We start from the raw sequence: 26,263 nt of genomic DNA, 5'->3' as shown, positions 1-26,263 counted from the left end.
TAGCGTGGGGACGGATCATCAGAACCGACGACATCTGTCAGGGGGCGGTTTCCCATGGCCACCAACTCATCCACGCCTGATCCAGCCCAGAAGGATCAGTCCCAGAACACTCGCCACCACATTCCCCGCCGAACGATGATGCTCGGCTCAGCTGCCGCACTGGGCTCGGCAGCCGCCGCTGCAGTCGCTCCGGGGGTGGCCCAGGCAGCCGATCCAGACGGCTCGCACCAGGTGCTGCCGGCCCGGGGTCAGCAACGACCTGGCGCCACGGTGGTCCCCGGCGCCGATCGTGCCGCCGCGTCCAAGTGGTCGATGCTGCGAGGTCAGAAGGTCGGCGTCATCACCAACCCGACCGGCATTCTCACCGACACTATGGGCAGCATCGTCGATGCGATGGTCGCCGCCCGGGTTGACGTCGCAGGGGTCTTCGGGCCCGAGCACGGCTTCCGCGGCACCGCCCAGGCCGGCGGCTCGGAGGACACCTACACCGATCCCCGCACCGGCGTCACGGTCTATGACGCCTACGGCGCCCAGGCGGACAAGTTCGCGACGATGTTCACCGACGCCGGCGTCCAGACCGTCGTCTTCGACATCCAGGACGTCGGGGTGCGGTTCTATACCTACATCTGGACGATGTACCAGGCGATGATCGCCGCGGTGAAGCTCAAACTGAGGTTCGTCGTGCTGGACCGCCCGGTCCCCAATGGCGGAAACGCCGACGGGCCGGTCATGACCCCCGACTACACCTCGGGTGTGGGCCAGGACGCACTGGTGCAGAAGCACGGCATGACCGCCGGAGAGGTCGCGCGCTACTTCAACGGCGAGTTCATGCCCGTCAAGGCCGGCGGCCGGCTCGCCAAGCTGGACGTCGTCACGGTCTCGGGTTATCGGGCCGACATGCTCTTCGCCGACACCGGCCTGCCGTGGGTGCTGCCCAGCCCCAACATGCCCACCCCCGACACGGCTCTGCTCTATGCCGGGACCGGGCTGTTCGAGGCCACCAACCTCTCGGAAGGACGCGGCACCACCCGCCCCTTCGAGATCATCGGGGCGCCCTATGTCGACTACCGCTGGGCGCAGGCGCTGAACCGCAGGAAGCTGCCCGGCGTGTGGTTCCGGGAGATGTACTTCACCCCCACCGCGTCCAAGAACGCCAACACCGTGTGCGGGGGAGTGCAGGTCCACATCCTCGACCCGAAGAAGGTGCAGGCGATCCGCACCGCTGTCGAGATGATGGTGAGTCTGCGCGATCTCTACGACGACTTCGGCTGGCGCACCGGAGACACCTACTCCGGTTACTGGGCCGATCGGCTCACCGGCTCGGCACGGTTCCGCACTCAGCTGGACGCGGGTGCGAGTGCGGCGACGATCGTGGCCGGTTGGCGCTCGGAGCTGGCGGCATTCGATCGGCGCCGACGTCCCTATCTGCTCTACCGCCGATGAGTGAGAGGTTCCGGAGGAGCGAGACCGGCCGGTGCCAGCCACTGGGTGACCGCCTCGAGCTGAGCGCGTAGGCCGCTCCATGGCTGGTTGAGATTCAGAGTTCGTGCGCCGATCCGGTTGCCCTGGATGACGACATCGAGGTCAGGCTGGTCGGGCGCCTCGGTGCGCGCGTAGAGCAACATTCCGCTCACGGACCCGTCCTGGTCGATGTCGGCGTTCTTCACATAGGCAAGCACCTGGTACAGGTTGGCCGAGCTGACGGTCAGCTTGCCCCACCTGCCGGATTGCATCGATTCTCCGTAGTACTTGGCGTCGATGATGAGGGTCTGCGATCCCCTGCGGAGGGTGACATCGGTACGCATCGCGGGGAGCTGTTTGACGCCCAGCGCACTCGCCTCGTCGTAGTCCCAGTGGACCGCTGCCGCACTGGGTGAGAACTCCGCGTGGTGGAAGGAGTAGTACTCCCGCAGGAACTTCTCGTAGACGTGACTCATGGCATCGTCGGAGAACCACGCAGCGAGTTCTGTGGGGCCGGACTCCTGGGTGGGAAGGAGTCCTCGCACGATCAGCTCGCACACTCCGATCAGGAGCCGGTAGTTCGCGTTGGCCCGGTGGTAGCTGAGCGTGTTCCATCGGATCGAGGTCGGCGCGATCAGCGTGACCGCATCCAGATAGGGGAGGAGACGCCGCAGCGCGGCCCTGCGAGCCGGCGTGACGTCGCCGTGGCGAATGAGGAGGACGATCACCGACTTCAGGACTCGGTTGTGCGGGGTGTCGGGATCGTACTCGTCGAACTGACACGCCAGCCGCCCGCGGGTGACCGAAAGAGTCGCCACGGTGCGACCGATGTCGATTCGGCCGCGTACCGTCGACAGCTCGTCGCGATGGCGTCGGTACTCGCGGTACAGCCCGCGCTTCACCTGGGCGCCGACTCCCTGGACGAGGATCTCCCCGAGCAGGTCGTGGAGGTGTTCGAACCGCTCGCCACTGATGGGGTCACTGTCCTTGCTGCGCAGCGCACCGAAGGCGTAGGCCAGCATGATGTAGACATTCCGGATGACGATGGAATGGTCGGTCATGACGCCGCATTCCGGAGTCTTTCCGCCCACTCCTGGGCTCTGTCCGGCTCATCGAACCAGTACTCGTCGAGCAGGGGAATGAGTTCGTCCTCGACCACGGATCCCAGCCATCCGTCGTCGACGCTGGTGGGGTGGCAGAGGAAGCTGTGACCGATCATGAACCCGGATCCGAGCGCAGGATCCGCGGCGATCGCCGCGTTGAGGTCGATAATGTCTGCCACGAGATGGTCGAGGGCTGGACTGTCGACCTCGCGCTGCCACCGCATGAATCCCGAGGAGCTGAAGCCGGGGTCCATCTGGAAGAATCCGAAGCGGCGTCGCAAGGCATAGTCGAGGACGGCGAGGCTGCGGTCCGCGGTGTTCATCATGCCGATGATGTACACATTCGGAGGAACCGAGAAGGTCTCATTCTTGTAGAGCAGGCGCAGTTCCTGGCCGCGCTTGTCTGCTTCGATGAGCATGAGTAGTTCGCCGAATATCTTGGAGATGTTGCCGCGGTTGATCTCGTCGATGATGAAGAAGTACGGCCGGTCCGGATCGTCGGCGCGGGCCCTGTCGCAGAATCGGTAGAACGGCCCCTCGGTGAGGGTGAATCCGCCGGACTCGGTGGGTCGGTATCCCATCATGAAGTCCTCGTAGGAGTAACTCTGGTGGAACTGGACCATCTGGACCCGGCTGGGATCCTTGGCGCCGATGATGGAGTACGCCAGGCGTTTGGCGGCGTAGGTCTTCCCTACTCCGGGAGGACCGGCGAGGATGACATTCTTCTTTCGTGTGAGCAGCCTGCGCAGCCGGTCGTAGCGCTCCTCGGAGAGGTACACCTCGTTGAGGAAGGCCGTCTTGTCATATCGGGGGAGAGGAGCGGCCACGACGGACTCCTCCGGTTCGGACTCGTCGGCGAAGAGCTCTTCCAAGTTGTCGACGTAGTCGTGATAGGGGGTGATGTCGGTGAGTGTCTTCAAGACAGCGTTGCCGGGGTGCTCCCAGGATCCGATGTGATCCCAGCTCACAGAGCGGACGTTCTTGAAGGAGTCGCGCTCGGGCTCGAACCGCGCGTCAGAGGTGACCTCGCCTCGGCCGATGAGCTTGCTCTTACCGTGCTTGGCGTAGACGATGTCACCCACCGCCATCTCATTCTGGAACTGCCACACCGCGAGGACGTCGTTCATCATCGATCCGCGCGTTCCCTCGGGGTCGAGCCGCTCTCTGATCGATTCGCGGTTGGGGTATTCCGAGAAATCGCCGAGCTCATCCCAGGCGATTCCCATGATCCCGTTCGTCGAGAACTCTTGCCACTGAGATGCCCCTTTGCCGGGGGAGTAGAGCCAGTAGTGCCGGGGGCGGGGCTCATTCAGATCGGTACTGTCGGACGCCGATGATGCCGATTCGGTAGTGGGTGCCCTCCAGAGTTCCTCCACATCGGGAGTCCAGAACTGGAACGGTTCAGCACGGTCCTGGGCCAGTGCGGCGCGGATCTGGAACAGGTCGCGGTCGATCGCCGCCGGCTCCTCACCCGTCGGGCCTCCGATCCGACTGGCGAGGCCATCCCGGATCCTCTTCTTCTTGTCGGTCGATGCGATGGGCTCGAACTCGTCCGGCCTCGCGAGGAACTGCAGAATGTTGCGGATATCGGACCGGTCTTCCCCGGAATTGATCATGGTGTGCTGCAGGGTCCACGGATCGCTGCGAGCAGCCTCGCGTTCGAGGTCGGTCAGCCCACGCCAGTGGATCACGAACTGTGAGAGCCAAGGGAGATGTTTCCACACGTGACTGTTGTACGAGTTTCCCACAGTGAGTCCCGCAGTCCCCGCCGGGCGGCCCAGCCATCCAGACATGGGTTCGGGAATGGTCACGGGGACGTCGAGATGGGTCAGCACCCGTTCGACATGGGCTCGTCGCGTTGCCGGCAGATTCGAGCGCAGCGGGTGCTCCCGCAGGAAGACCAGCTCGGCGGCAAGGAGCACGGCTTCGCGGGAGGCACCTTGGAGTTGGACGTCGAGCTTGTCCCACTGGCTCATATCCGTACCAGGTATGGGGTTGCCTGCGATTCTGGAGCGAAGTTCCCCGGCAGCCTCGGCCGTCCAGATTGTGGCGTCCGGAGCGATCACGGATCTGCCGTCACCAAGCATGTGGGAGATCAGGCTGCCGACCTCACGGGCCAGATTCGTCTCGGCGGTCGGCCGTGAGGCCACGACGCGGTCGTGGAGGTCTTCAAGCATGACAGTCAGCTCCCCATCTGGGTGTCGGCAGTTCCCGGCGCAACTGCTTGTGGGAGATCCCGGTCAGGCTTGTCGAAGTTCACTCTGCCGAACATGAGGGAGTCCTTCTCGCTCTGCTGTGACGCAAGGAGTTCTGTGATCCTGCATTGAGGTCTCTGAAAGCTCATCGACTCAGTTCCTTCTATTTGTCGGTGACCGGGCGCGCAGTGGAGCTGGGTCCACAGCGGCACTGTACCCATGGGGTCGGACACGATTGGGCCTGGCACACCCGTGTGCGCCAACTGGTCTTTGGGCGAGGCTGCAGTGATGATCAGGGTGAGGCGAGCTCTGGAATGAGCAAGAATGAACCCATGACTGACCGGGAGCCAGACGATGTGAGCGGAGAACGCGGCCAGCTCGAACCGAGGTCGAACACCGTCCGAGCGCGTGTCGGCCGCTGGCCCCTATTTGGAAAGATCGCAGTCTGGGCAATGTTCAGCACTGTCGTGTTAATCGTGCTTACGCAACTTTGGGGTGTCAACATCTTCAGCCGCGGCGCGATGGGCCGCACAGCAGGACCGCTTGAGCTGGTGAGATTGGCCCTGACCATTCTGGGCGGGATTGGCGCGGTCGGCTATCTGGTCATCAAATATCAGGATCGCCAGGCGGGGTTCCGTGAGGAGGCTCAGAGGAACACAGAGATTCAACTCCACCGCCAGCAGTTGACCCAAGCGGAAGAGATAGAGGACCATCGCCAGGAGGAGGCTCGTCGAGCCCGATTGGATGCGCAGGTCGCTCAGGCGATCGCGATGCTGGGGGACCGGCTGGCTGCCTCTATCAGGATAGCCGGGGTGTACGCGCTGGCGGATATCGCCGATCAGGAAGGGGGCATGTGGCGCCAACGTGTCGTTGACATCCTGTGTGGGTACCTGCGTACAGCGCGCCACGACATCATTCGGAACGAGGAGACCGCGAAGGTCACCAGAGTCGTCGCTGCCGACGGGCCCGTCGAGTCCACCATTCTCGTCATCATCGCCCGACACTTGCGTAAACGGCGGCCTGTGTCTGCCGGCGGGCGCCACCTTAAGTTGGCGCAGGACGTCGACGACGACCAGTTGTGGTGTGACTGTGAGATCGATCTCCACAGCGCCGTACTCACAGAACCCGTCAACTGGGGCGGTATCACCCTCACCGGAAACATTGATATGCGAAGGGTTCATTTCACTCAACGAGTGACCTTCGAAAGCGCGCATCTGGCCCAAGGGGTGGACTTCGAGTCTGCCACCTTTGAAGAAGTGGACTTCACGAGGGCGACGTTCGTCGATGTGGCGAACTTCATGGACGCCCAGTTTCAGAGGGCTAAGTTTAGCGAGAGTCACTTTGAAGGAGACGCACGATTTCAGTTCGCATGCTTCGATCTATCGGCTGAATTCACGAGGGTGAGATTCGATCGAACGGCGAACTTCAATCATACAAAGTTCCTGTTCTCTGGGGACTTCTCAGAATCGAATTTCAGAGGTACAGCGAATTTTATGGGAGTGGTATATGAATTCGGCTTGGCGTTCACGAAATCCGTTTTCTTGGGAGGGCTCGAACTGCTCAGTTCTGCTAGGGAGCCTTCGTTCTTCGGAGCCCAACTCACTCGAGGGAAAGTAGAAGTGTGGCACTCCTCGGATCAAGCCACATATGGACCGGATTCAAGTCTCCCAAGTGGGGCCTCATGGATTTCCGAGAGTCAGGGATTGCCTTAAGGTCTGCTGCTTCTTGCTGGAGCACGACAGTCCCACTGGCATTACTATTGTACTGTCGTTAGTCTCGGGTGCGAAGAGGAGCTTGGCGCGGATAGTTTCTTGCAGTTATACTGCTCCCGTTGATCCGATTCGCTTACAGATTGGATCTGGATTTATCATCGGTTTTGCATGCTCATAACTGAGCAACTTTAACGCTCAGATCGTCAATCCGTACAGGCGCTGGAGAAGAATCGTGGAGACGGACGCCGTTGTCCAGGAATGACTGGTACTGACAGTCGACTTCAGTCGGATGCCGGTTCACGTCTTGGGTCGAGGGCTCGAAGGACCTGATGCGCGCCATGGGTGTGCTCGTTTCTAGCGGTTGGGGAGGTCGTAGTCGTCGAGGGTTTGTTTGGCCCGGCGCCGTTGCCTCTTTTCGGACGAATGGGAGCTGGGCAGCTGCTTGGCCGATTGGAATCTTGCGCAGAGGATTCTGACCTCGAGGCATTAAATCGGTTTTCCGATCAGAGGTCATCGCAGTCTTGCTGGTGTTCCTCTCGGACATCCGCTACGAATCCTCGCACGCCGTTCTTCTCCAGTCTCGCGAGGATATCATCAACGGTCCATCGAGGCCCCTTCTGCCCGGTCCGGGATGAGATCTTATTCAGTCCCAGCAAGACCTGCCGTGGATACAGGCCGAACAAGTCCCTGAGGAAATCATCGGGAGACTGAGCGAACAGACTTCCCGGGAGAATGCGTTCTGGGAAATGCTTGAGGTTGAATGTGACGATCACATCTGCATGTCCAAGGGCGCCGGCGGCAATCACGTGAATGTCTCCAGGGTCGGGCGCTCCGGTGATCTGACCGGCAAGAGCCTCCCAATCCTTGACTCTGGCATCCGGAAGCGCCGCGTTCATGTTTCGTCGCAGCCTCGTGATGTATGCCTCCGTCTCGTCCGCGTCTCGACCGCGCTCCCGGTGGCGACGTCGGATGACGGTCGCGAGTTCCTCCTCGATCTTGTCGCTCCACAGCGGTCTGTAGGCCGGGCTGGTACCGAGTTCCAGGAGAAGATCTCGAAGGACACTCGGTACCAGGACGCAGGTGTCCAGGAACGCTGAGAAGGTCATGATCAGTCCTGGCCGTCCCGATGCCTGACAGCCGCGTCGGCCATCCCGTCATCGTCGTAGTCACCGAAGGCCTGGGCATCGGCGACAATGTCCGCGAGGGCCTGGTCGGCCTGGTGGCGCTGTCGCTTCTGGAACTCAAGGATGTCGGCAAGCATCACCCGGCGGTGTCGACGGGCCTTCATGAAAGGAATCTCGCCTTCCTCGAGGAGTCGGACCAAGGTCGGGCGGGAGATCCCCAGCAGGTCGGCGGCCTGTTGGGTGGAAAGCTCTCTCGTCTGGGGCGCCACTGTGACGGCAAGTCCATCACACATCGCTGCGACCACCTGTCCGAGGATCTCGGCGACCTGCGGTGGGAGGTCGATGGTCTTGGAGCCCATGACCAGGCGAGGCCGGGAGTCAGGGTCCGCGAGGGCTTGGGAGGCAAGAGCCTGGCACATCTCGACGAACTCATCATCCAGCCCCTGTGACGGTAGATAGGTGTGATCCTTCAGGTTCTTGGGCATGGCTGGGCTCCTTCGCTCCACGGTCGATGGTGGCAGTCCCGAGGGTTTGATCGTTCTGTTCGACCGTTTCGTTTCTTTCGAATGATCGTAGCAACGCCATGCGCGTGCGCACAAGTAGCCAGCGACTGCAGTCATCAGTCCACCGGCACGGCCGCCAGCCGAGCGATTGTGCTTGTGGGGGCACTCTCCGAGCCTCTCTACTATGCTCACACGTGTCTGACAGCGTTGTGCACAGGGGAGTTGCAGCCATATGACCGTCGCCACCGACCTCAATGTCGCGCCGGGCTCAATTGTCCTGGTCCGGGATGAGGAGTGGCTGGTCACCGCCGTCGACCAGACTTCTGACGGCCAACTCCTCCATGTCATCGGCACCTCCGAACTGGTTCGCGGCACCACCGCGAGCTTCTATCCCTCGATCGACACCGACGCCACCGCGCTGGATCCCCGTGACGCCAAGGTCATCGCCGACGGCTCCTCCCACTACCGCAAGGCCCGCCTCTGGCTCGAGTCGACCATCAGGTCCACGTCCACCCCTCTCAGCGACCCCAGTCTGACGGTCGCCAGGGGCGCTCTCGCTGACTCCCTGCCGTACCAGATCTCGGCCGTTGAGAAGGCTCTCGATCCGTCCCGTCTCCGCACAAGAATCCTCCTGGCAGACGCCGTCGGGCTCGGCAAGACCCTTGAGATCGGCATGATCCTCTCCGAGCTCATCCGGCGTGGACGAGGTGAGCGAATCCTCATCGTGTGCCCTCGTCACGTCCTGGAGCAGACCCAGAACGAGATGTGGTGCCGCTTCGACATCCCCTTCGTGCGCCTGGACTCCCTGGGCGTCCAGCGGGTCCGCCAGAAGATCCCCGCCAACCGCAATCCCTTCACCTTCTACAAGCGGGTCATCATCTCGATCGACACCCTCAAGCAGGACCGCTTCGCCCACGACCTGCGCCACCACCACTGGGACGCCGTGGTGATCGACGAGTCGCACAATGTCACCAACTCGTCGTCGAAGAACAACCACCTGGCCAACGTCCTTGCTCCCAACACCGACGCCCTCATCCTCGCCTCGGCCACCCCGCACAACGGCAACCCCGACTCCTTCGCCGAACTCATCCGGCTGTTGGAGCCCACCGCGGTCTCCCCGAACGGAGAGCTCAACAAGGACGATCTCGCCAGCCTCGTCGTCCGGCGCCACCGCAACTCCGAGGAGGTCGCCAGCGTCGTGGGAGGGGAGTGGGCCGAGCGTCAGCCGATGGACAACAGGCTCATTGCCGCTTCTCCCGCCGAGGACGCCGTCGCCGCCGAGCTCGCCGACACCTGTCTGCACCCCGCCTCCGGCACCTCGCCCTACACGGGACGGACCAGCCTGTTCCCCTGGACTCTCGCCAAGGCCTTTCTCTCCTCCCCGGCGGCTCTGAGCGAGACCATCGCGAGCCGGCTGAACCCCTCCGGCAAGAAGACGGAGAATCTCCCCGGCCCCACAGAGATCAGGGCCCTCGCCACCCTCCAGGATCTCAATGACGCCGCCTTCGACCACTCGGCGAAGTACGACGCCCTGGTGGGCTACCTGCGATCGATCCCCATCGGCCGACGCTCTTCCGAGCGGGCCGTCGTCTTCTCCGAACGAGTCCCCACCCTCCACTGGCTCCGCAGGAAGCTCATCAAGGATCTCAAGCTCACCGACGACCAGGTGCGGGTCCTCCACGGCGGCATGACCGACATCGAGCAGCAGGAGGTCGTCGAGAGCTTCAAACAGTCCAGCTCTCCGATCCGCGTCCTGGTGACCGGCGATGTCGCCTCCGAGGGAGTCAACCTGCACCTCCAGTGCCATCAGCTCATCCACTACGACATTCCGTGGTCCCTCATTCGTATCGAGCAGCGCAATGGCCGCATTGACCGCTACGGCCAGCGTCACCGCCCACAGATCACCACCCTCCTGCTCGAGCCGAGCACCGAGTCCTGGACCGGTGATGTTCACGTGCTGACCAGGCTTCTCGAGAAGGAGGAGCAGGCGCACAAGGCCTTGGGCGACGCCGCCTCCCTGATGGGTGAGTACTCCGTCGCCGCGGAGGAGAACACCATCCGTGACGTGCTGGCCCACAACCGGGATGTTGACGCCGTCGTCAAGGATGTTGATGATCTCGCCGCCGACCCGCACCAGTCGCTGGCCGCATTCCTCGACATGATCGGCTCCCAGCCCGGTCCTCAGGCCGACACCACGCCGGAACCGGAGGCCGATCCGCTCTACCGCACCTCGGTGGACTTCCTCAGCGAGGCCGTCGCCGACGCCTACGACGGCAATCAGAGTCAGGCCCCCGGCGACGGTGGCACCGGAGGGATCTCCTGGCAGAGGTTCCCCGAGGAGCACTTGGTGCGGTTCGTCCCACCGCCCGATCTCAGGACCCGCCTCGAGGTGCTGCCGGACTCCTACCTCACGCAACGCCACGTGCTGTCGTCCATGACTCTGGCCACCACCCGGCAGGAGGCCGACCGCCTCCTCAAGAACTCCCTCAACGACGAGAGCGGTTCATCCTGGCCGGAGGCCCATTACCTCGGGCCTCTCCATCCGGTGCTCGACTGGGCGGCCGACCGCTGCCTGTCGGCCCTGTCACGCAATGAGATCTTCGCCGTGCGGGGAAGCGTCATACACCCGACGGTGCTGCTGGTCGGAACCATCACCAACAAGCGCGGCCAGGTGATCTCGGCGGTCTGGATGTCGGTGATCTTCGACCCCGACGAGTTCCAGCCGGTGGTCGACCCGGCGCCCTCCAGCGCTGCGATGCTGCGGGCTGTCGGATTCGGGCAGCAGCTCAACAACCCCGGACCGGTTGCCGATCTGGGTGCCCTCCAGGAACTCATTCCGCAGGCGGTGAGGCAGGCGGGCCAGTACCTTGCGCAGGTCTCCCGGGCCACCCAGGAGGACGCCGAACAGCGCGTCCAGGGCTGGAACCAGCAGGTGGACAACTGGTCGGCGCAGGCCGAACAGCTTCCGCTTCGCGGCTCCATGAAACGGCGCAGGGTCGACGTCGAGCGCGAGCGAGCGCTCATCGCCCAGATGGCACCCGACCGTCGCCTGGTCCGCCCCCTCCTGGTCGCGGTGCCGGCAGACACCCCGGTGGGCACCGCCACAACGCAGAGCAGGGATGGTGAGTGATGGCCAGCAGTGACGCCCTCCGTGTGGTGGAGGATTGGATCAGCGAGCACTACTTCACCTCCGACGCCGCCAACGAGACCTTCCACAGGCGGGTGGTGGATCGCCGCAAGGAGTGGGACGCCGCCGAGGAGCCCACCTCGCGGTCCCGGCTCACCGCCGCGCGCGGCAAGCTGCTGGCCGCGATGAGTGCCCTCTACCCGGACGCCACCAGCGGGGAGACGCTCACCAACGGCGACACCACCGGGCCGCAGCAGCAGCCGACCCTGGTCGATGACGACGTACGGGACGCCGCCGCGGATCTCTACAAAGCACTGCGGAAGGTGCTCGGCTACCAGACCGGCGAGTTCCACCAGGAGGGGGACACCCCGGTCCGACGCTATGGCGCCCGCGGACTCGCCGAGACCCCGCTGGCCATCATCGAGGCGGCACCGGTCCAGACCCTGGAGGACCTGTTCATCAAGAGGGTCCCGACTCTGTTGACGGCCTGGACTCCCCTCGAGGAGGGGGAGCCGCTGATCTCCGTCTCGCAGGCCCTCTCCGAGCTCTTTGCCCCTCGTGGCGACGGGCCGGCCGCCTCCTTCGCTCTGGTGATGGCTGGCCGGTGGCTGGTGGTCACCGAGGGCTCCCGGTTCCAGCAGGGCCGCTACCTCGGCGTCGACCTGCAGACCGTCCTGGAGCGCAACGAGACGAAACGCGCCGGTGAGCTCGACACCGCCCTGACCTGCATTGACGCCCAGTCCCTCGCTCCCGATCTCGACGGCGCCATCTGGTGGTCCGGCACCCTGGAGGACTCCTCACGGCACACCGCCGGCGTCTCCGAGGATCTGCGTGAGGGAGTCCGCACCAGCATCGAGATCATCGCCAACGAGGTGGTCGCCCGCCGCCGCGCCCAGGGTCTTCCGCCGTTGCCCGATGACCAGGCCCAGCCGCTCGCCCAGCAGGCCCTGCGGTTCCTGTACCGGATCCTCTTCCTGCTTTACGCTGAGGCCTCCCCGCAGCTCGGCATCCTGCCGGTCGGCGCCCCCGAGTACGACGCCGGATACTCGGTGGACCGCCTGCGCGATCTGCTCCAGGTGAGGCTCACCAGCCAGCGGGCCCGCCAGGGCACCCATATTCATGAGTCCCTCGCGGTGCTGTTCCGGCTCATCGACAAGGGACACGATGGCCTGCAATCCCCGGACGGCCGGCAGGACGCCGACCAGCCCACCGATCAGGGCCTGCAGTTCCACAGCCTTCGCGCCGACCTGTTCCGCCCAGCGGCCACCGCCCTCATCGATCAGGTGGGCCTGGGCAACGAGGCCCTCCAGAAAGTGCTCTCGCGGCTGCTGCTCACCAAGGAGTCCAAGGGGCGCGAGCGGGGCTTCATCAGCTATGTCGAGCTCGGTATCAACCAGTTGGGGTCGGTCTACGAGGGGCTGATGAGCTACACCGGCTTCTTCGCCTCCGAGGAGCTGTACGAGGTGGCCCACGATGGCAACCCTGCCAAGGGGTCGTGGGTGGTGCCGATCGATCGCGCCGACGACATCGGCCCGAAGGACTTCGTGCGCATCGAGGATCCCGACACCGGGGAACGGGTGCCGCGCCGCTACTCCAAAGGCGAGTTCGTCTTCCGGCTCTCGGGCCGGGAGCGCCAGCAGTCGGCCTCTTACTACACCCCAGAGGTGCTCACGAAGTTCACGGTCGGTCAGGCCCTGGCAGAGCTGCTCGATCAGGACGGGGAGACGACGCCGGCCGACGACATCCTGAATCTCACGATCTGCGAGCCCGCGATGGGGTCGGGAGCCTTCGCCATCGAGGCCGTCAACCAGCTCGCCCAGCAGTACCTGGACCGCAAGAAGAAGGAGCTCGGGCCGGAGGTGGTGCTCGACCCGGACGACTACCCGGCCGAACTGCAGAAGGTCAAGGCCTCCATCGCCCTGCACCAGGTGTACGGGGTCGACCTCAACGCCACCGCCGTGGAGTTCGCGGAGATCACCCTGTGGCTCTCCTCGATGGCCAAAAGGCTGCAGGCGCCATGGTTCGGACTCCACTTGCGGCGCGGCAACTCCCTGATCGGGGCCCGGCGGGCGGTGTACCGGCGTAGCCAGATCATGGACAAGTCCTGGCTGACCGCCCCACCCACCGATGTGCCACTGGCCGACATCGCCGCCCGCGTGCAGCACGACTCGGACGAGCTCACGGACGCTGCCGGCAGGATTCCGCACTGGCTGATGCCCGCCGCCGGATGGGGCTCGACCGCAGAGTCCAAAGAGGCGAAGAACCTGGCCCCCGAGAGGGTCAAGGAGATCAAGGCCTGGCGGCGCCGTGCCACCAGCAAGCCCAGCAAGAAGGAGGTCGACCGGCTGGTTGATCTGGGCTACCAGGTCGAGGAGCTGTGGATCATGGCCTACCGGCGGTTGTCGGTCGCCGAGCAGCAGACCAGGCGCACCATCCCGCTCTGGGGCCAGGAGCCCGATGACTCACCCGACAGCTATGTGACCCGCGAGCAGATCGAGGAGAGCCTCGTCGATCCCGATGGCGCCTACCAGCGGCTACGACTGATCATGGATGCCTGGTGTGCGCTGTGGTTCTGGCCTCTCACTACGGATGTGAAGCCGCCAGAGTGTGACGAGTGGCTCGTCGTCTGTGAACTAATTCTTGGGACGCGTCGCAAGAAGGATCGCACTACTTCGGCGAGTGGGGCGGAGGCTCTGGCCCCGGCCAATGCTTGGGAAGCTCTGGCATCCCAGGAGAGCTTCGAGCTCGCGGGCGCCGGAGCGGTAGCGCATGTCTCTGGCCTTGTGAGCGAGCATCCATGGCTGGGGGTGTGCCAGCGCGTCGCCCGTCAGCAGGGGTTCTTCCACTGGCAGCTCGACTTCGCGCCGGTGTTCGGGCGTGGCGGTTTCGACCTTCAGCTCGGGAACCCACCGTGGGTGAGGCCCCGTGGAGACGTGGGCGCCCTCCTGGCCGAGGGCGACCCGTGGTGGATGCTGGCACACAAGCCCTCGGAGGCGGCGCGTAGGGAAAGGCGTGATAAGACGCTCCGGCTCCCCGGCATGGCCGACGAGGTCCTTGACGGTACGGGCGACACGGTGGGGCTCGCAGCATATGTCGGCGATCCAGCGAACTATCCGGTGCTCGAGGGCCTCCAACCAGACCTGTACCGGTGTTTCATGTCGCAGGTTTGGGCCCACCAGTCGCACAAAGGCATAAGTTCGCTCATTCACTTGGATACCCATTTCACGGACGAGCGGGCAGCTAAAATTCGTCAGAATTGTTATGGGAGACTTAGGGAGCATTGGCAGTTCATCAACGAGTTGAAATTGTTTGATATTGGAGATGAGAAGACATTCAGTGTTAACCTATATGGCGGCCTAAGAGCCGTGGGATTCGATCAGGCGGCTGCCTTGTATCATCCTGATACGGTGGTGAATTCCTATCGTCACAACGGAGACGGCGAAGAGCCGGGATTCAAGTACCAGGGGCACTGGGATACCCGGCCGCACCGATCTCGGATCCAGCGGGTCACCGACGAGACGCTGACTGTCTGGCGTGACTTGCTGGAATCTCAGGACACTCCCATCAGGCAGACCCGAATGGTGTACACGGTGAATCGGGAGGTGGCCGATGTGCTGGCCAGACTGGCCCATGCACACCGTATTGGGTCACTCGGGCTGGATTTCTCGCGTGGTTGGGATGAATCGATTGACCGGAAGAAGGGATACTTCGTCCAGGGGTGGGGGGTGCCGGACACTTGGGATGATGTGATCCTTCAAGGACCGCACCTTCACGTGGCCAACCCGGCCTACAAGCAGCCGAACCCCACCATGAAGAGCAACGAGGACTGGTCGACCATTGACCTCGAACACCTCGCCGCCGACGCCATCCCCGCCACGGCCTACAAGCCCGCCGGTGACCGTGCCAAGTATGATCGCGACTACACCCACTGGGATGGCGCACCCGCGCGAGATCACTACAGGATCGCGTGGCGCGCCATGGCGGCCAATACCGGCGAGAGAACGCTTATTCCAGCGATCATTCCACCGGGATCGGCACATCCTAATGGTGTCTTTTGTATGGCGGCGAATAGTGCGCTTGAGACGACATTGGCGACGGGAGTAGCGAGTTCCCTTATTGCGGACTTCTCAGTTAGGGCATCGCCCAAGAGCGGGATTTATCAGGGAGTGTTCGAGCGTCTGGCTCTTCCACCCCTCGATCACCCCCTCATCCCTGCCCTCATCCTCCGGGCCCTGCGCCTCAATTGCCTCACCAACGCTTATGCCGATTTGTGGGGCGAGTGCTGGAACACGGCGTTCACCATCGACTCCTGGACCGCCACGGACCACACGACCACAGGCCTCGGCGATGTGGCCCCCGACTGGTCCGTGGACACTCCGCTCCGACGGGACTCCGACCGTAGGCAGGCGCTGGTGGAGATCGACGCCTTGGTGGCCCTCATGCTGGGGATCCCTGCAGAGGAGCTGTGCACCGTCTACCGCACTCAGTTCGCGGTGCTCTATGACTACGATCACGGGCAGAGCCGCCGGACCAACTACTTCTATGACGCGAACGGACGGTTAGTTCCCACAAGCGTGCAGCAGGTCTGGAAGAAGAAGGGGGACTACCTCTCCTGGAGTGACCGCACCGCGACCAATGCGTCCGGCCACGAGTACACCTACGAGCTGCCCTTCCAGACCTACGACCGTGAGGCCGACATGACGGCCGCCTACCAGGAGTTCGAAGGGCGTCTGGCCCTCATGAGAGCTGAGGGGTCAGTCGACGCCGAGGAGAAGAGCGTGTCATGAGCGAGTTGCTGCCACCCCGCGAGGCCAGGGCCCTCCAGAACCGGCTGGAGGAGTACCTCACCACGACCTTCGCGCTGGCTGACGGGGATGCGCAGACCGCTCTCAAGGCGTTCCTCAGCGACCCCACCGATGGCCTGTTCAAGGGGCCGTACATCCGCACCAGCCTGCCCTTCCAGCCGGCCCCGCGGCGCTCCGTCGAGGGCCTGTCCTGGGTGCCCGACAAGTTCACCCCCTACGGACACCAGGCCGCCGCCTTCGCCAGGCTCAACTCCGCCCACCACCGTCCGCTGCCGACCCTCATCACCACCGGCACCGGGTCGGGCAAGACCGAGGCTTTCACCTACCCGGTCCTCGACCACGCCGCCCGGGCCCGACGCGCCGGCCAGCGCGGCGTCAAAGCCCTCTTCCTCTACCCGATGAATGCCCTGGCCACCGACCAGGCATCCCGGCTGGCCAGCACCATCTGCGCCCCCGGCGACCGGGCCGCGGAGAACCCCTGGGCCGGGGTCACCGCCGCGATCTACACCGGGGACCAGACCCACCAGCGGACCACCATGAGCGCCGAGGGGATCATCACGAGCCGCGAGGCGATCCGCTCGGACCCGCCCGACATCCTGCTCACCAACTACAAGATGCTCGACCAACTACTGCTGCGCCCCGCGGACCAACGCATCTGGGCTGAGTCCGCCGACAGCCTCCAGTACCTCGTCCTCGACGAGTTCCACACCTATGACGGTGCCCAGGGCACCGATGTCGCCATGCTGTTGCGCCGCCTCGGCCTGACCCTCAAGTCCTACTGGTCGCCACCCGGCGACACCCCGCAGGACCACGACACCCAGCAGGGCCAGCGCGACCTCTCACCGAGCGTCCACACCGCCGAGGAGTGGGCCAGGCCGCTGGGGCGGATCACCCCGGTCGGCACCTCCGCCACCCTTGGCGGAGGATCGGAGACCGGCCGCCAGCAGATGGTCGACTTCGCCACCACCATCTTCGGCGAGCCCTTCGACACCGACTGCGTGGTCACCGAGTCCCGCAAAGCCATCGACGAGTGGGCGCACGGCGTGGGCTCCAAAGCCAAGAAGGTGACGCTGCGGCCGATGACCATCACCACGAGCGGGGCCCGGCAGATTCACGACGCCGCCGAGCGGGCCGGCGGTGATGCCGCCGCGATCTGCCAGGCCGTCCTCCAAGGTATGTACGAACCCGAGGATCCGCACGCCTCCTCGGGCGACTCTGGCTCCGAGGTTCCGGACGCCTCCACGGACCGCGCTGGCTCCCACGACCACGTCCACGACCGATTGCTCGCCCTGGCCGCAGCCCACCCTTTCATCCGGAGCCTCATCACCAGGACCACCGAAGCCACCCACATCGATCGGCTCGCCGACGACAAGGAGCTGTTCCCCGGCGAGGGAACCGACCCCGACGCCCATGATCATCGCGTCCTGTTCCTCCTTGATCTGGTCTCCGCACTCGCCCATCTGCGCGCCCAGCCCGACCGCGACGCCATCAGCACCGAGACCCATCTGTGGATCCGTGAACTGTCCCGGATCGACCGGGAGGCCAGCACCGAGGTCCGCTACCACTGGTCCGACGACGGTGTTCCCGCGGGATCGGGCGATGACTTCACCGCTGCCAGCCTCGCCTGGTTCCCCGCCGTCTACTGCCGTCACTGCGGTCGCTCCGGATGGGGTGTCCAGCTCGCCAACACCGGGGCGGATCTGACCGCCAACGATGACCACATCCGGACCGGTCACGCCAGTCACAGCAACCGGTTCCGTGCCCTCATCAGCGCCACCCGCGAGGCCGAACAGGAGGAGGCGGAATCCGGTGGGGAGCATGATTCACGACTGATGTGGTTCGACACCCTGGCCCGCCACTTCTCCTCCCGGCGTCCTGAGGCCGATGACCCGGCCTACCGGAATGGCTCGGTGATCCCGGTGCTGATGCTCACCGGGGAGGACGCCGACGACCAGTCCCGCGATGATCGTTGCCCCTCCTGCCAGCAGCGTGACGGTATCCGGTTCCTCGGCTCGGCCATCGCCACCCTGCTCTCGGTAACCATGTCGAACCTGTTCGGCAGCCCCACCATCAACCCCGGGGAGAAGAAGGCCCTGGTCTTCGCCGACTCGGTGCAGGACGCCGCCCACCACGCCGGGTTCATCTCCGCCCGATCCCACTCCATCACCCTGCGCGCCGTGCTCCGCAACGGCCTCGGCGACGAGCATCTCAACCTCAACGAGCTCACCGACCGGGTACTCGAACTGGCTCGCGACGACGTCTTCAAGCGCTATCGGATCCTTCCTGTGGAGTTGGCGAGCAATCCCGAGAATGCCGAGTTCTGGACCTCATCGAGCTGGTCGGGGATTCACAGCGGGCTTCGCAACAGGGTGCGGCGGCGTCTCCTCTTCGACGCGATCATGGAGTTCGGCCTGTCGAGTCATTTCGGCCGCACCCTGGAACGCACCGGTTCAGCCTGGGCTCATGTGGGCACCGAGAGTGGCACGGAGTTGGGCGCCATCGCCCAGCAGGTTCTCGCCGATCTGAATCAGGACCGCATGGACGAACCCCTGGCCGATCTCTCCCAGCAGGTGCGTGTCCGATGGGTGCGCGGTGTCCTGGAGCGGATGCGCTCCCAGGGTGCCATCGATCATGAGTGGTTCGACCGATTCATCGACCACGACGGCCAACGGTACTTCCTGTGGGGAGGCCGCACCCCGACCCAGCGGACAGGCGGGATGCCGGCCTTTCCGACCGGCCGGGCCGCACCCGGGTTCCCCTACACCGGCGGAGGAAGGACGCCGCGGGCGCGCAGGGACCGGCGTTCGGACACCATGCTGCTCGACCCCGTCACAGACTCCCAGTCCTGGTATGCCGACTGGACCCGGCGGGTGCTCGGCGTCCCATCCCGACTGGGCGGGGTGCTGGCCAAGGATCTGCTGGTGCGACTGGCGGCAGCGGGAGTGGTCGCGTCGGTGCGGACCGGAACCGGTGACCACACCGTCTACAAGATCCGCGCCGACCACGTCATTGTGGGGGTCGCGGATGCGCAGGACGTGGCCACCGGTCGGATCCTGCTGCGTTGTGACGTGTGCCGGACCCCGTATCCCGGATCCCCCGACACCGTCGCGGACCTGCGCGACGGGCCTTGCCTGTCGTCACGGTGCCCGGGCCACCTGCGCCCCGAGGCAGGAGACCCGGACAACGCGTACCGGCATCTCTACGAGTCCAGCGACATGCGTCGCGTGGTCTCCCGCGAACACACCTCCCTGCTGAGCAACCAGACCCGCGCCGAGTACGAGGAGGCGTTCAAGCGTGGCTCCACCGATCCCGCCGCGCCCAACGTGTTGGTCGCCACTCCGACCCTGGAGATGGGCATCGACATCGGTGACCTGTCGGCGGTCTTCCTGGCCGGGCTGCCGCGCCGGGTCGCGAACTATCTGCAGCGGGTCGGGCGCGCCGGACGCCTCACCGGCAACTCCCTGGACATGGCCTACGTCCGTGGCCGGGGAGAGTTCCTGCCCCGGCTGGGGGAGCCCGAGTCCCTCATCAACGGCGAGGTTCAACCGCCGGCCACCTACCTCTCGGCCGAGGAGATCCTCAAGCGGCAGTACCTGGCCCATATTGCCGACGGGATGGCGCGCGACGACATCGAGAAGCACCACCCGCGTTCCATCGGCGAGGCGATGAACTCCCAGCCGGGCGAATACCTCGGTGATCTCGTCAGGGCCGCCGAGCAGCCCGGGCGACTGGCCGCCTTCCTGGCCACCTTCGACGGCCGGGTCGATGAGGCCGCACGGGAGACCCTCAAAGCCTGGGCCGACCCCGGATCTGCACCCGGCAGCAGTGACCTGGCGGCCCTGGTGCACGGTGCAGCGCAGTCCTGGCACCACGAGCAGGAGGCGCTGCGCTACCGCAAGGACCAGATCATGAGTGTCCTTGAGGAGCTGGACCAGCGCGCCACGGTCACCCGGGCCAGCGACGACGTCGACCAGTTGCAGGCCGCGACAGCAGAGCTCGCGCTCGTGGAGGGTCAGCTGGACCGGTCAGACGAGCGGACCGACGACACAGCGGAACGCCGGGCAGAGCAACGGACGGCCACGTCTGCCCTGCGCCAGGTGAACCGCGAGATCGCCGAGACCGGTACCGAGTACTGGATCTCCACCCTGGAGAGGGTCGGGCTGTTCCCCAACTACACCCTGTTGGACGACTCGGTGACCCTCGACGTCGCGATGAGCTGGTTCAATCCCGACACTGGCGCATACGAGCACGAACCGGTGAGCTATCAGCGCGGATCGGCCATCGCCCTGCGTGACTTCGCCCCCGGTTCCACCTTCTACGCCCACGGCTACGCCGTGAGGATCGACTCGGTGGATCTGGGGCCCGACGCCCAGGAGATTCGCAACTGGGTCTTCTGCCCCCAGTGTGGCTACGGGAAGGACCTCACCGAGAGCGGCGTCGAGGAGACGATCACCGAGTGCCCACGGTGCGGAACCCCTGGGATCGGGGATTCCGGCAACCGCATGGAGGTCGTGGAGTTCAAGAAGGCCTCAGCCAATGTGAACCGGGACTCCTGCCGGATCACCGACTCCTCCGACGAGAGGGTGAATGCCAACTACACCATGGTGCTCACCGCCGACGTCGACGAGGCCCGGATCGCACACCAGTGGTTCGTCGAGGGCTCCGAGTTCGGTGCCAAACTCGTCAACGGGATGACGCTGCGATGGCTGAATCTCGGCAAGCGGCAGGAGCAGGGCTCCGAGCGGATGATCGCCGGGGATTCGTACATCGCCCCGCTGTTCCGGGTGTGTGAGGGGTGTGGCCACCTCGACACCCAGTCGCGGGCGAACTCCCGTGCCGAGCACGCGCCGTGGTGCCAGTACCGCGATGCGCCGGAGGAGCACAATCGGGCGATCGCGCTGTCGAGGACATTGACCACCCAGGGGGTGCTGCTTCCCTTGCCATGGTCCATCACCACCGGGGACAGCTTCGCCATCCCGAGCCTGGCGGCTGCCGTCCTCATGGGGTTGCGCTCCGAGTTCGGAGGATCGCCGGATCACATCGGGGTGGAGGCGGTCGCTGATCCGACCGCCCCCGGCGAGACGCCGCAGCAATCACTGCTGCTGCATGATGAGGTGCCAGGGGGAACGGGGTACCTGGCCAAACTCGCCAATCCACGAGACGTCTGGCAGATGCTGTACAGCGCGTGGCGGCGGGTCCACGACTGCGAGTGCCAGGCCGAGGGGAGACTGGCGTGTCATCGATGCCTGCTGCCATATGCGTCTCCACAGTCAGTGCCGCACATCTCACGGATGGCGGCCGAGCGGCACCTGCGTGTGCTGCTGACCGGATCTGTCGACGGTCCCGAGCCCACCGAGGAGATGGCCTGGAAGCGGACTGACGCCGCTGTGGCGACTGATCCGAGCGACGAGTCCGCACTCGAGCAGCGCTTCCGGGTGGAGGTTCGCGCAGGACTCGAGGGGGTCGCCACGGTGCACGAGGTCCCCGGACCCACCGGAAACGTCATGACTGTGAGCGCCGGGAACCGTCAGTTCCGGATCCAGCCTCAGGTCGATGTCCTGGGCGTTCGCCCCGATTTCCGGCTGTTCGGGTCGGGGATCCCGCAGGTCGAGATCTTCACTGACGGATTGCGCTACCACGCCACGAGGGAGCACAACCGAGTGGCCGATGACGCCCAGAAACGGGCAGCGCTGAGGCTCGGCGGGGACCAGGTGCTGGCCATCACCATGGCGGACTGCGAGCAGGAGGCGGCGCGCAGGGCCTCCGGAGGCTCCCGCGTCGCGCCGCCGGCCTGGCTCAACGAGCAGATCACCGGGCCGCTGCGGACTCAGTTCGGGTTCAGCCAGGACGCCGCCGATGCGCTCACCAGCGGGCCTTTCGCCTTCCTGGCCTACGTCGTCTCCGGTGGAAGTCAGGCCGATCTTCGACGGTTCAGCAACGCCGTGCCGGCGTACTTCATGATCACTGCCGGGAACTCCGGGGCCCGGCGGGTGTACCTCGACGAGGCCATGCCCCTGCCGGAGACGGCGGCCGGGCTGATCTGTGGGCAACCGGCCGTTCCCTCGCAGACATCTGGCGGATTCTGGTGGCACCGCGGGGAGGTCGGCGTGCTGGTCGACGCCCAGAACGTGATGAACATGAGGATCTGCGTGGTGCTCGACGACCGGACGGCGTCGCTGGGGTCCGACACCTTCGCCGACTCCTGGCGGCTGTGGTTGCAGATCTCCAATGCGCTGATCGCCAGGACGCCGGACGACACACACCTCGTCACCGTGGAGGCGGTACGGGCCAGCCGCAGTGCAGCGGCAGTGCTCTCGTCGCAGGCCGGGGCGCTGGCGGCGGCCGGGAGTTCTGAGCTGTCCGGGGGCCCTGTCCTGACCGGAGGAGGTACGCCGTCTCGTGCGCGCGCCGACATCATGGTGTCCGATCCGGCGATCCCGGTGGAGCTGGTCGGACAGTGGCAGGCCGTCCTCGGCAACGTCGACAAGTCCGTTGCCCCCCTGGTGCGTCAACTGGCTGATGCCGGTGTCTCGGTGCCGGAATCGGGCGAGGAGGTCGCGGGGATCCCCACAGACTTGTCGTGGCCATCTGAGAAGATCGTTGTGGTTGTCGAACCCGAGGAGGGGGACGCGGAGGAGCTCCAGCATGAGGGCTGGCGGCTCGTCCCGGCCGAGGTGAAGGCGATCGTCAAGGCAGTGAGGGGGACCGATGGCTGAATCAATGCTGATCATGACCAAGCAGGCGCATCAGGTTGATGGGTCAGTGAAACAGAAGGCGTACACCTTCCTGGAGAAGCTCGCCAAGGATGACGCCGCTCCCGGGTTGCACATCGAGACGATCAACGGGTCGGTGGACAAGCGGGTGCGGACCGGACGGGTCGACGACAAGTACCGCGCGGTGCTGTTCAAACTGGCGGGAGAGCATCCGGCCTATGTGGTCTATGGGATCTGGATGCATGACGAGGCGATCGAGAAGGCGCGAACCGCCAAGTTCTGGATGAACCCGGTGAACGGGATCGTGGAGATCGTGCGGGCCGAGGCGGCCGCCGTTCCCGAGGCGGATGCTGTTGCCGAGGTGCCGAAGGCGGATTCGGGGGCTGACCGAGGTGTCGGGGCGGGTGCTGGTGCTGATCCTCATGCCGATCATGTGGAGGAGGCCGCTCCGGCGAGGGATGGCGTCCCCGCTGCGGCGCCGGGTCCGGATGTCCATCCCGCGACTGCAGATCCTCTGCTGAAGGTCTCCGTCGCGGAACTGGAGGGTCTTGGCATCGAGCCGGGGCTGGCTCGGCGAGCCGTGCGGGTGACAGATGATCGCGCCTTCGGGCAGTTGGTGGAGTCTGCCCCGACCTGGCAGTCGGAGGCGCTGCTGGCTCTGGCGACCGGCAGCTCACTGGACCAGGTGCGCGAGGAGTTGGAACTCGACCGAGCCGCGACAGGGTCTGAGGCCAACGATGCCGACATGATCGAGGCGCTGAAGAGGCCGGCGAGCCGAATGGAGTTCGCCCCGATCGACGGCGTCGACGAGCTGAGACGCGTCATCGAGGAGGGCGACCTCGGTGCCTGGCGGGTCTTCCTGCACCCGGTGCAGCGCACCTGGGTGGACAAGAGGACGAATGGCTCGTTCCGGCTGGCGGGTGGCGCGGGGACCGGGAAGACGGTCGTCGTGGTGCACCGTGCCCGGCGTCTCGCAAGGACAGATCCCGGCTGTCGAATCGTGCTCACGACCTTCACCAGGAACCTTGCCGATGAGCTCAAGGAGAGCCTGACGCGTCTGGATCCGGGGATTCAGCTGGCTCCGGGGCTGGGTGGTGACGGCGTCTACGTCAACGGGATCGACGCCTTGGCGTCGGCAGTGGTTCGCGGAGCCGGCGCGCGCATTGCGACGGCGGTGGAGAAGGTGCTGGGCGCGGCGAGGACCGACGTCGGCGGCCGGCTGCCCAGGGATCTCTGGCGTCAGGTTGTCCAGGAGACATCCGGGCTGAGGGAGCAGCTGGGTGCCGCCGCGAAGCCACAGTTCCTGGAGACCGAGTACGAGCTGGTGGTGTTGCCGAACCGCATCACCACGGAGGCCGAGTATCTGCGCGTGCGACGGCCCGGCCGTGGCGTGCGGTTGAGTCGCTCGGCGCGTCAGGCGGTCTGGAAGGCGGTGGAACGGTACCGGGAGGAAGAGGCCCTCCAGGGTTGTGCGGACTTTGCGGAGAAGGCGGCAATCGCCGCGGAGTACCTGAACGAGGTGGCTGACCGCGAGGGCCGGCCGGCCGATCACGTATTGGTTGACGAGGGGCAGGATCTCAAGCCTACTCACTGGATGCTGGTGCGGGCGCTCGTCGGGGAGCATGCCGATGACATCTTCATCGCCGAGGACGGACATCAGCGGATCTACGGCCAGAAGCTCGTCCTGTCCCACTACGGGATCGCGACCCGTGGGCGGTCCAGGAAGCTGACGCTCAACTACCGCACGACGGCCGAGAATCTTCGATGGGCGACGGCAATCCTGGCGGGTGTCGAGTACGACGATCTCGAGGGGGACGAGGACGGCACCGACGGGTACCGGTCGGCCAGACATGGAATGGATCCGGTGGTGCGCCGGTGCTCCGGGTTCATTGAAGAACTCGATGCCACTGCCGAGACGCTGATGCGCTGGATCAAGGAGGCAAGTGGCACTAGACGAGCTGAGGCCTTCGCTGTCCTGGTGAGAGACCGTAATCAAAGAGACCGGGTCGTTTCCGGGCTCAATGAACGCGGAGTTCCGGCCAAGGCTGTGGATCGAGGGCCAGCCACGGGGAAGGAACCGGTGGTGATGACCATGCACCGCGCCAAGGGAACCGAGTTCACCAGGGTGATCCTCTTCGATGCGGATCTGACCGGTGCAGACTCCAGCGCATCCCGCAGCTATGACTTCAGCGATCAGGACAAGGCTGATGCCCGGAAGAGGGAGCGATCGCTGTTGTACGTCGCGGCTTCAAGGGCGAGGGATGAACTGATAGTTTTCGATGCCTTTAGGTGAGGTGTACCTGCGTGATGGACATATCTAGTAAGTCGAAGCAAGCGTCAAAACGAATGGTTGCGGAATCCGCGTGTGCTGCGTGGACAGTTCAAGGTCATCGGATCAGGGAGTTCAAACGACGAATAAATGATCATATCAGTATTGATTCGCTGGCTTCGCTTGAGTCAAAGACGCTTGAGTTTATTGTCGATGCCGACGAAAATGATATATGGGAATCGTTGAGCGCATCGGGCCGATATGAATCATGGAAGGTTTGTGTCCTCGTTCCACTTCCGCTCCTTGGGGTCGCGCACGAGAGACTTCGGCAGAGTGGCTGCGAACTTCAAGGTTGGTGGTCCGAGGGGAATCGAGTTCACTTCGGCAGTGCGGAGATCGCATAATGCCGCCCGCTATCTATACGCAGAGTGTCATCGCTGTGATATGGGACTTTGACAAGACCCTGACCCACGACTATATGCAGGGCCCCCTGTTCACGAAGTATGGCGTTGATTCAAGAGCGTTCTGGGAAGAAGTGAATAATTTGAGTGCGTTCTATTCAGAGGAGGGAGACTATAGGATCGCGAATGATACGATTTATCTGAATCACATATTAACATATATCCGAGAGGGAATATTCAAAGGACTGACAGCCAAAACACTGCGTGAGCTAGGGAACGAAATTCAACTCGCTCCAGGTCTTCCAGGATTCTTTGACCGGCTGCGGCAGTCTGTCGATGTAGAGCCGTATCGAAAACATGATGTGAGAGTGGAGCACTACGTGGTTTCAACTGGGCTACGAGCCATGATAAAGGGGAGTCGTCTCGCATCCCATGTGGAAGGAATTTGGGCATGTGATCTACTACCGCCTGCGCCACCAGTTCATCATCCCGGAAATCAATCTCAGGACGTAATACCCGGGAGCGATGGTGACAGCGAAGTTTTATCAGGCTCTTCCCAGATGAGGGTGTAGCGCACGTCGCGCGGCGGGCCGGCGCGTCGGTGGCCGGATAGAGGTCGAGGTCTCCCGAGGATGAGAGCTCCTACACACTCAGCCCGAAAGACCTCGACGTGCACGACGCTTCCGTCGGCGGGCGCGCTGATGCGTTCGCCAGCCCCGACCTGACTGCCTTCTGCCGCCTCGACGAACTCGGCCTCGTTGTCACCGGGCAGCGACTCGAGCCGGATCGTGCCGTATTGGCCTGCCAGGTGGTCGAGCCCGACCAGTGGTGCCGGCGCTGCGGCTGCGAA

11 protein-coding genes and 1 pseudogene are annotated in these 26,263 nt (G+C 64.5%); 8 read left to right on the top strand and 4 right to left on the bottom strand.

Going from position 1 to position 26,263, the window contains the following annotated elements:
• Positions 1-54 precede the first annotated feature (54 nt).
• Entirely contained in the window at positions 55-1,443 is a 1,389-nt protein-coding gene (locus tag G554_RS0106140) for an exo-beta-N-acetylmuramidase NamZ family protein (RefSeq protein WP_245569970.1), read from the top strand.
• On the opposite strand, the gene mcrC is transcribed toward G554_RS0106140, so the two are convergent.
• Both mcrC and G554_RS17165 read right to left on the bottom strand, forming a co-directional pair.
• The gene (mcrC, locus tag G554_RS15020; RefSeq protein ID WP_051232561.1) at positions 1,431-2,522 is read right to left on the bottom strand and encodes a 5-methylcytosine-specific restriction endonuclease system specificity protein McrC; all 1,092 of its coding nucleotides are present in this window, start codon (positions 2,520-2,522) and stop codon (positions 1,431-1,433) included. The genes G554_RS0106140 and mcrC overlap by 13 nt on opposite strands.
• A complete protein-coding gene (locus tag G554_RS17165; protein WP_036924864.1) occupies positions 2,519-4,741 on the bottom strand; it encodes an AAA family ATPase in 2,223 nt (740 codons plus the stop codon). Before G554_RS17165 ends, mcrC begins: the two co-directional genes overlap by 4 nt.
• Positions 4,742-5,091: 350 nt before the next feature.
• Here G554_RS17165 and G554_RS16705 point away from each other — a divergent pair, with 350 nt between their 5' ends.
• The gene (locus tag G554_RS16705) at positions 5,092-6,471 is read left to right on the top strand and encodes a pentapeptide repeat-containing protein (protein ID WP_027587221.1); all 1,380 of its coding nucleotides are present in this window, start codon (positions 5,092-5,094) and stop codon (positions 6,469-6,471) included.
• A 503-nt stretch (positions 6,472-6,974) separates the two neighbouring features.
• Here the strand turns inward: G554_RS16705 and G554_RS0106115 are convergent.
• Both G554_RS0106115 and G554_RS15010 read right to left on the bottom strand, forming a co-directional pair.
• A complete protein-coding gene (locus G554_RS0106115; RefSeq protein ID WP_027587220.1) occupies positions 6,975-7,577 on the bottom strand; it encodes a PIN domain-containing protein in 603 nt (200 codons plus the stop codon).
• 2 nt (positions 7,578-7,579) lie between these two features.
• A complete protein-coding gene (locus G554_RS15010; RefSeq protein WP_036924862.1) occupies positions 7,580-8,080 on the bottom strand; it encodes a helix-turn-helix domain-containing protein in 501 nt (166 codons plus the stop codon).
• Between the two features lie 250 nt (positions 8,081-8,330).
• On the opposite strand from G554_RS15010, the gene G554_RS0106105 reads away from it, so the two are divergent.
• From G554_RS0106105 to G554_RS0106080, 6 genes and pseudogenes are all read left to right on the top strand, one after another.
• On the top strand, positions 8,331-11,228 hold the full coding sequence (locus G554_RS0106105; protein ID WP_027587219.1) for a helicase-related protein: 2,898 nt from the start codon (positions 8,331-8,333) through the stop codon (positions 11,226-11,228).
• Positions 11,228-16,012: a hypothetical protein gene (locus G554_RS15005; protein ID WP_051232578.1), complete on the top strand. Its 4,785-nt coding sequence runs from the start codon at positions 11,228-11,230 to the stop codon at positions 16,010-16,012. Before G554_RS0106105 ends, G554_RS15005 begins: the two co-directional genes overlap by 1 nt.
• Complete coding sequence (locus G554_RS0106095) at positions 16,009-22,746, top strand: DEAD/DEAH box helicase (protein ID WP_027587218.1); 6,738 nt, start codon at positions 16,009-16,011, stop codon at positions 22,744-22,746. The genes G554_RS15005 and G554_RS0106095 overlap by 4 nt, the downstream gene beginning before the upstream one ends.
• A gap of 46 nt (positions 22,747-22,792) precedes the next feature.
• Complete coding sequence (locus G554_RS0106090; RefSeq protein WP_245569969.1) at positions 22,793-25,036, top strand: UvrD-helicase domain-containing protein; 2,244 nt, start codon at positions 22,793-22,795, stop codon at positions 25,034-25,036.
• Positions 25,037-25,451: 415 nt separating this feature from the next.
• Positions 25,452-25,985: an HAD family hydrolase gene (locus tag G554_RS17575; protein ID WP_154654198.1), complete on the top strand. Its 534-nt coding sequence runs from the start codon at positions 25,452-25,454 to the stop codon at positions 25,983-25,985.
• Between the two features lie 98 nt (positions 25,986-26,083).
• A pseudogene (locus G554_RS0106080) lies at positions 26,084-26,263 on the top strand (ISL3 family transposase); the annotation flags it as partial.

The organism is Acidipropionibacterium thoenii DSM 20276 (assembly GCF_000423445.1).
In the GTDB taxonomy this organism is placed as follows: domain Bacteria; phylum Actinomycetota; class Actinomycetes; order Propionibacteriales; family Propionibacteriaceae; genus Acidipropionibacterium; species Acidipropionibacterium thoenii.
This window is presented reverse-complemented; position numbering and strand designations above follow the sequence as displayed.

Excerpts from the sequence above, each read along its gene's own strand:
- G554_RS0106140 (WP_245569970.1), top strand. The coding sequence starts at position 55 with ATGGCCACCAACTCATCCACGCCTGATCCAGCCCAGAAGGATCAGTCC.
- mcrC (WP_051232561.1), bottom strand. The coding sequence starts at position 2,522 with ATGACCGACCATTCCATCGTCATCCGGAATGTCTACATCATGCTGGCC.
- G554_RS17165 (WP_036924864.1), bottom strand. The coding sequence starts at position 4,741 with ATGCTTGAAGACCTCCACGACCGCGTCGTGGCCTCACGGCCGACCGCC.
- G554_RS16705 (WP_027587221.1), top strand. The coding sequence starts at position 5,092 with ATGACTGACCGGGAGCCAGACGATGTGAGCGGAGAACGCGGCCAGCTC.
- G554_RS0106115 (WP_027587220.1), bottom strand. The coding sequence starts at position 7,577 with ATGACCTTCTCAGCGTTCCTGGACACCTGCGTCCTGGTACCGAGTGTC.
- G554_RS15010 (WP_036924862.1), bottom strand. The coding sequence starts at position 8,080 with ATGCCCAAGAACCTGAAGGATCACACCTATCTACCGTCACAGGGGCTG.
- G554_RS0106105 (WP_027587219.1), top strand. The coding sequence starts at position 8,331 with ATGACCGTCGCCACCGACCTCAATGTCGCGCCGGGCTCAATTGTCCTG.
- G554_RS15005 (WP_051232578.1), top strand. The coding sequence starts at position 11,228 with ATGGCCAGCAGTGACGCCCTCCGTGTGGTGGAGGATTGGATCAGCGAG.
- G554_RS0106095 (WP_027587218.1), top strand. The coding sequence starts at position 16,009 with ATGAGCGAGTTGCTGCCACCCCGCGAGGCCAGGGCCCTCCAGAACCGG.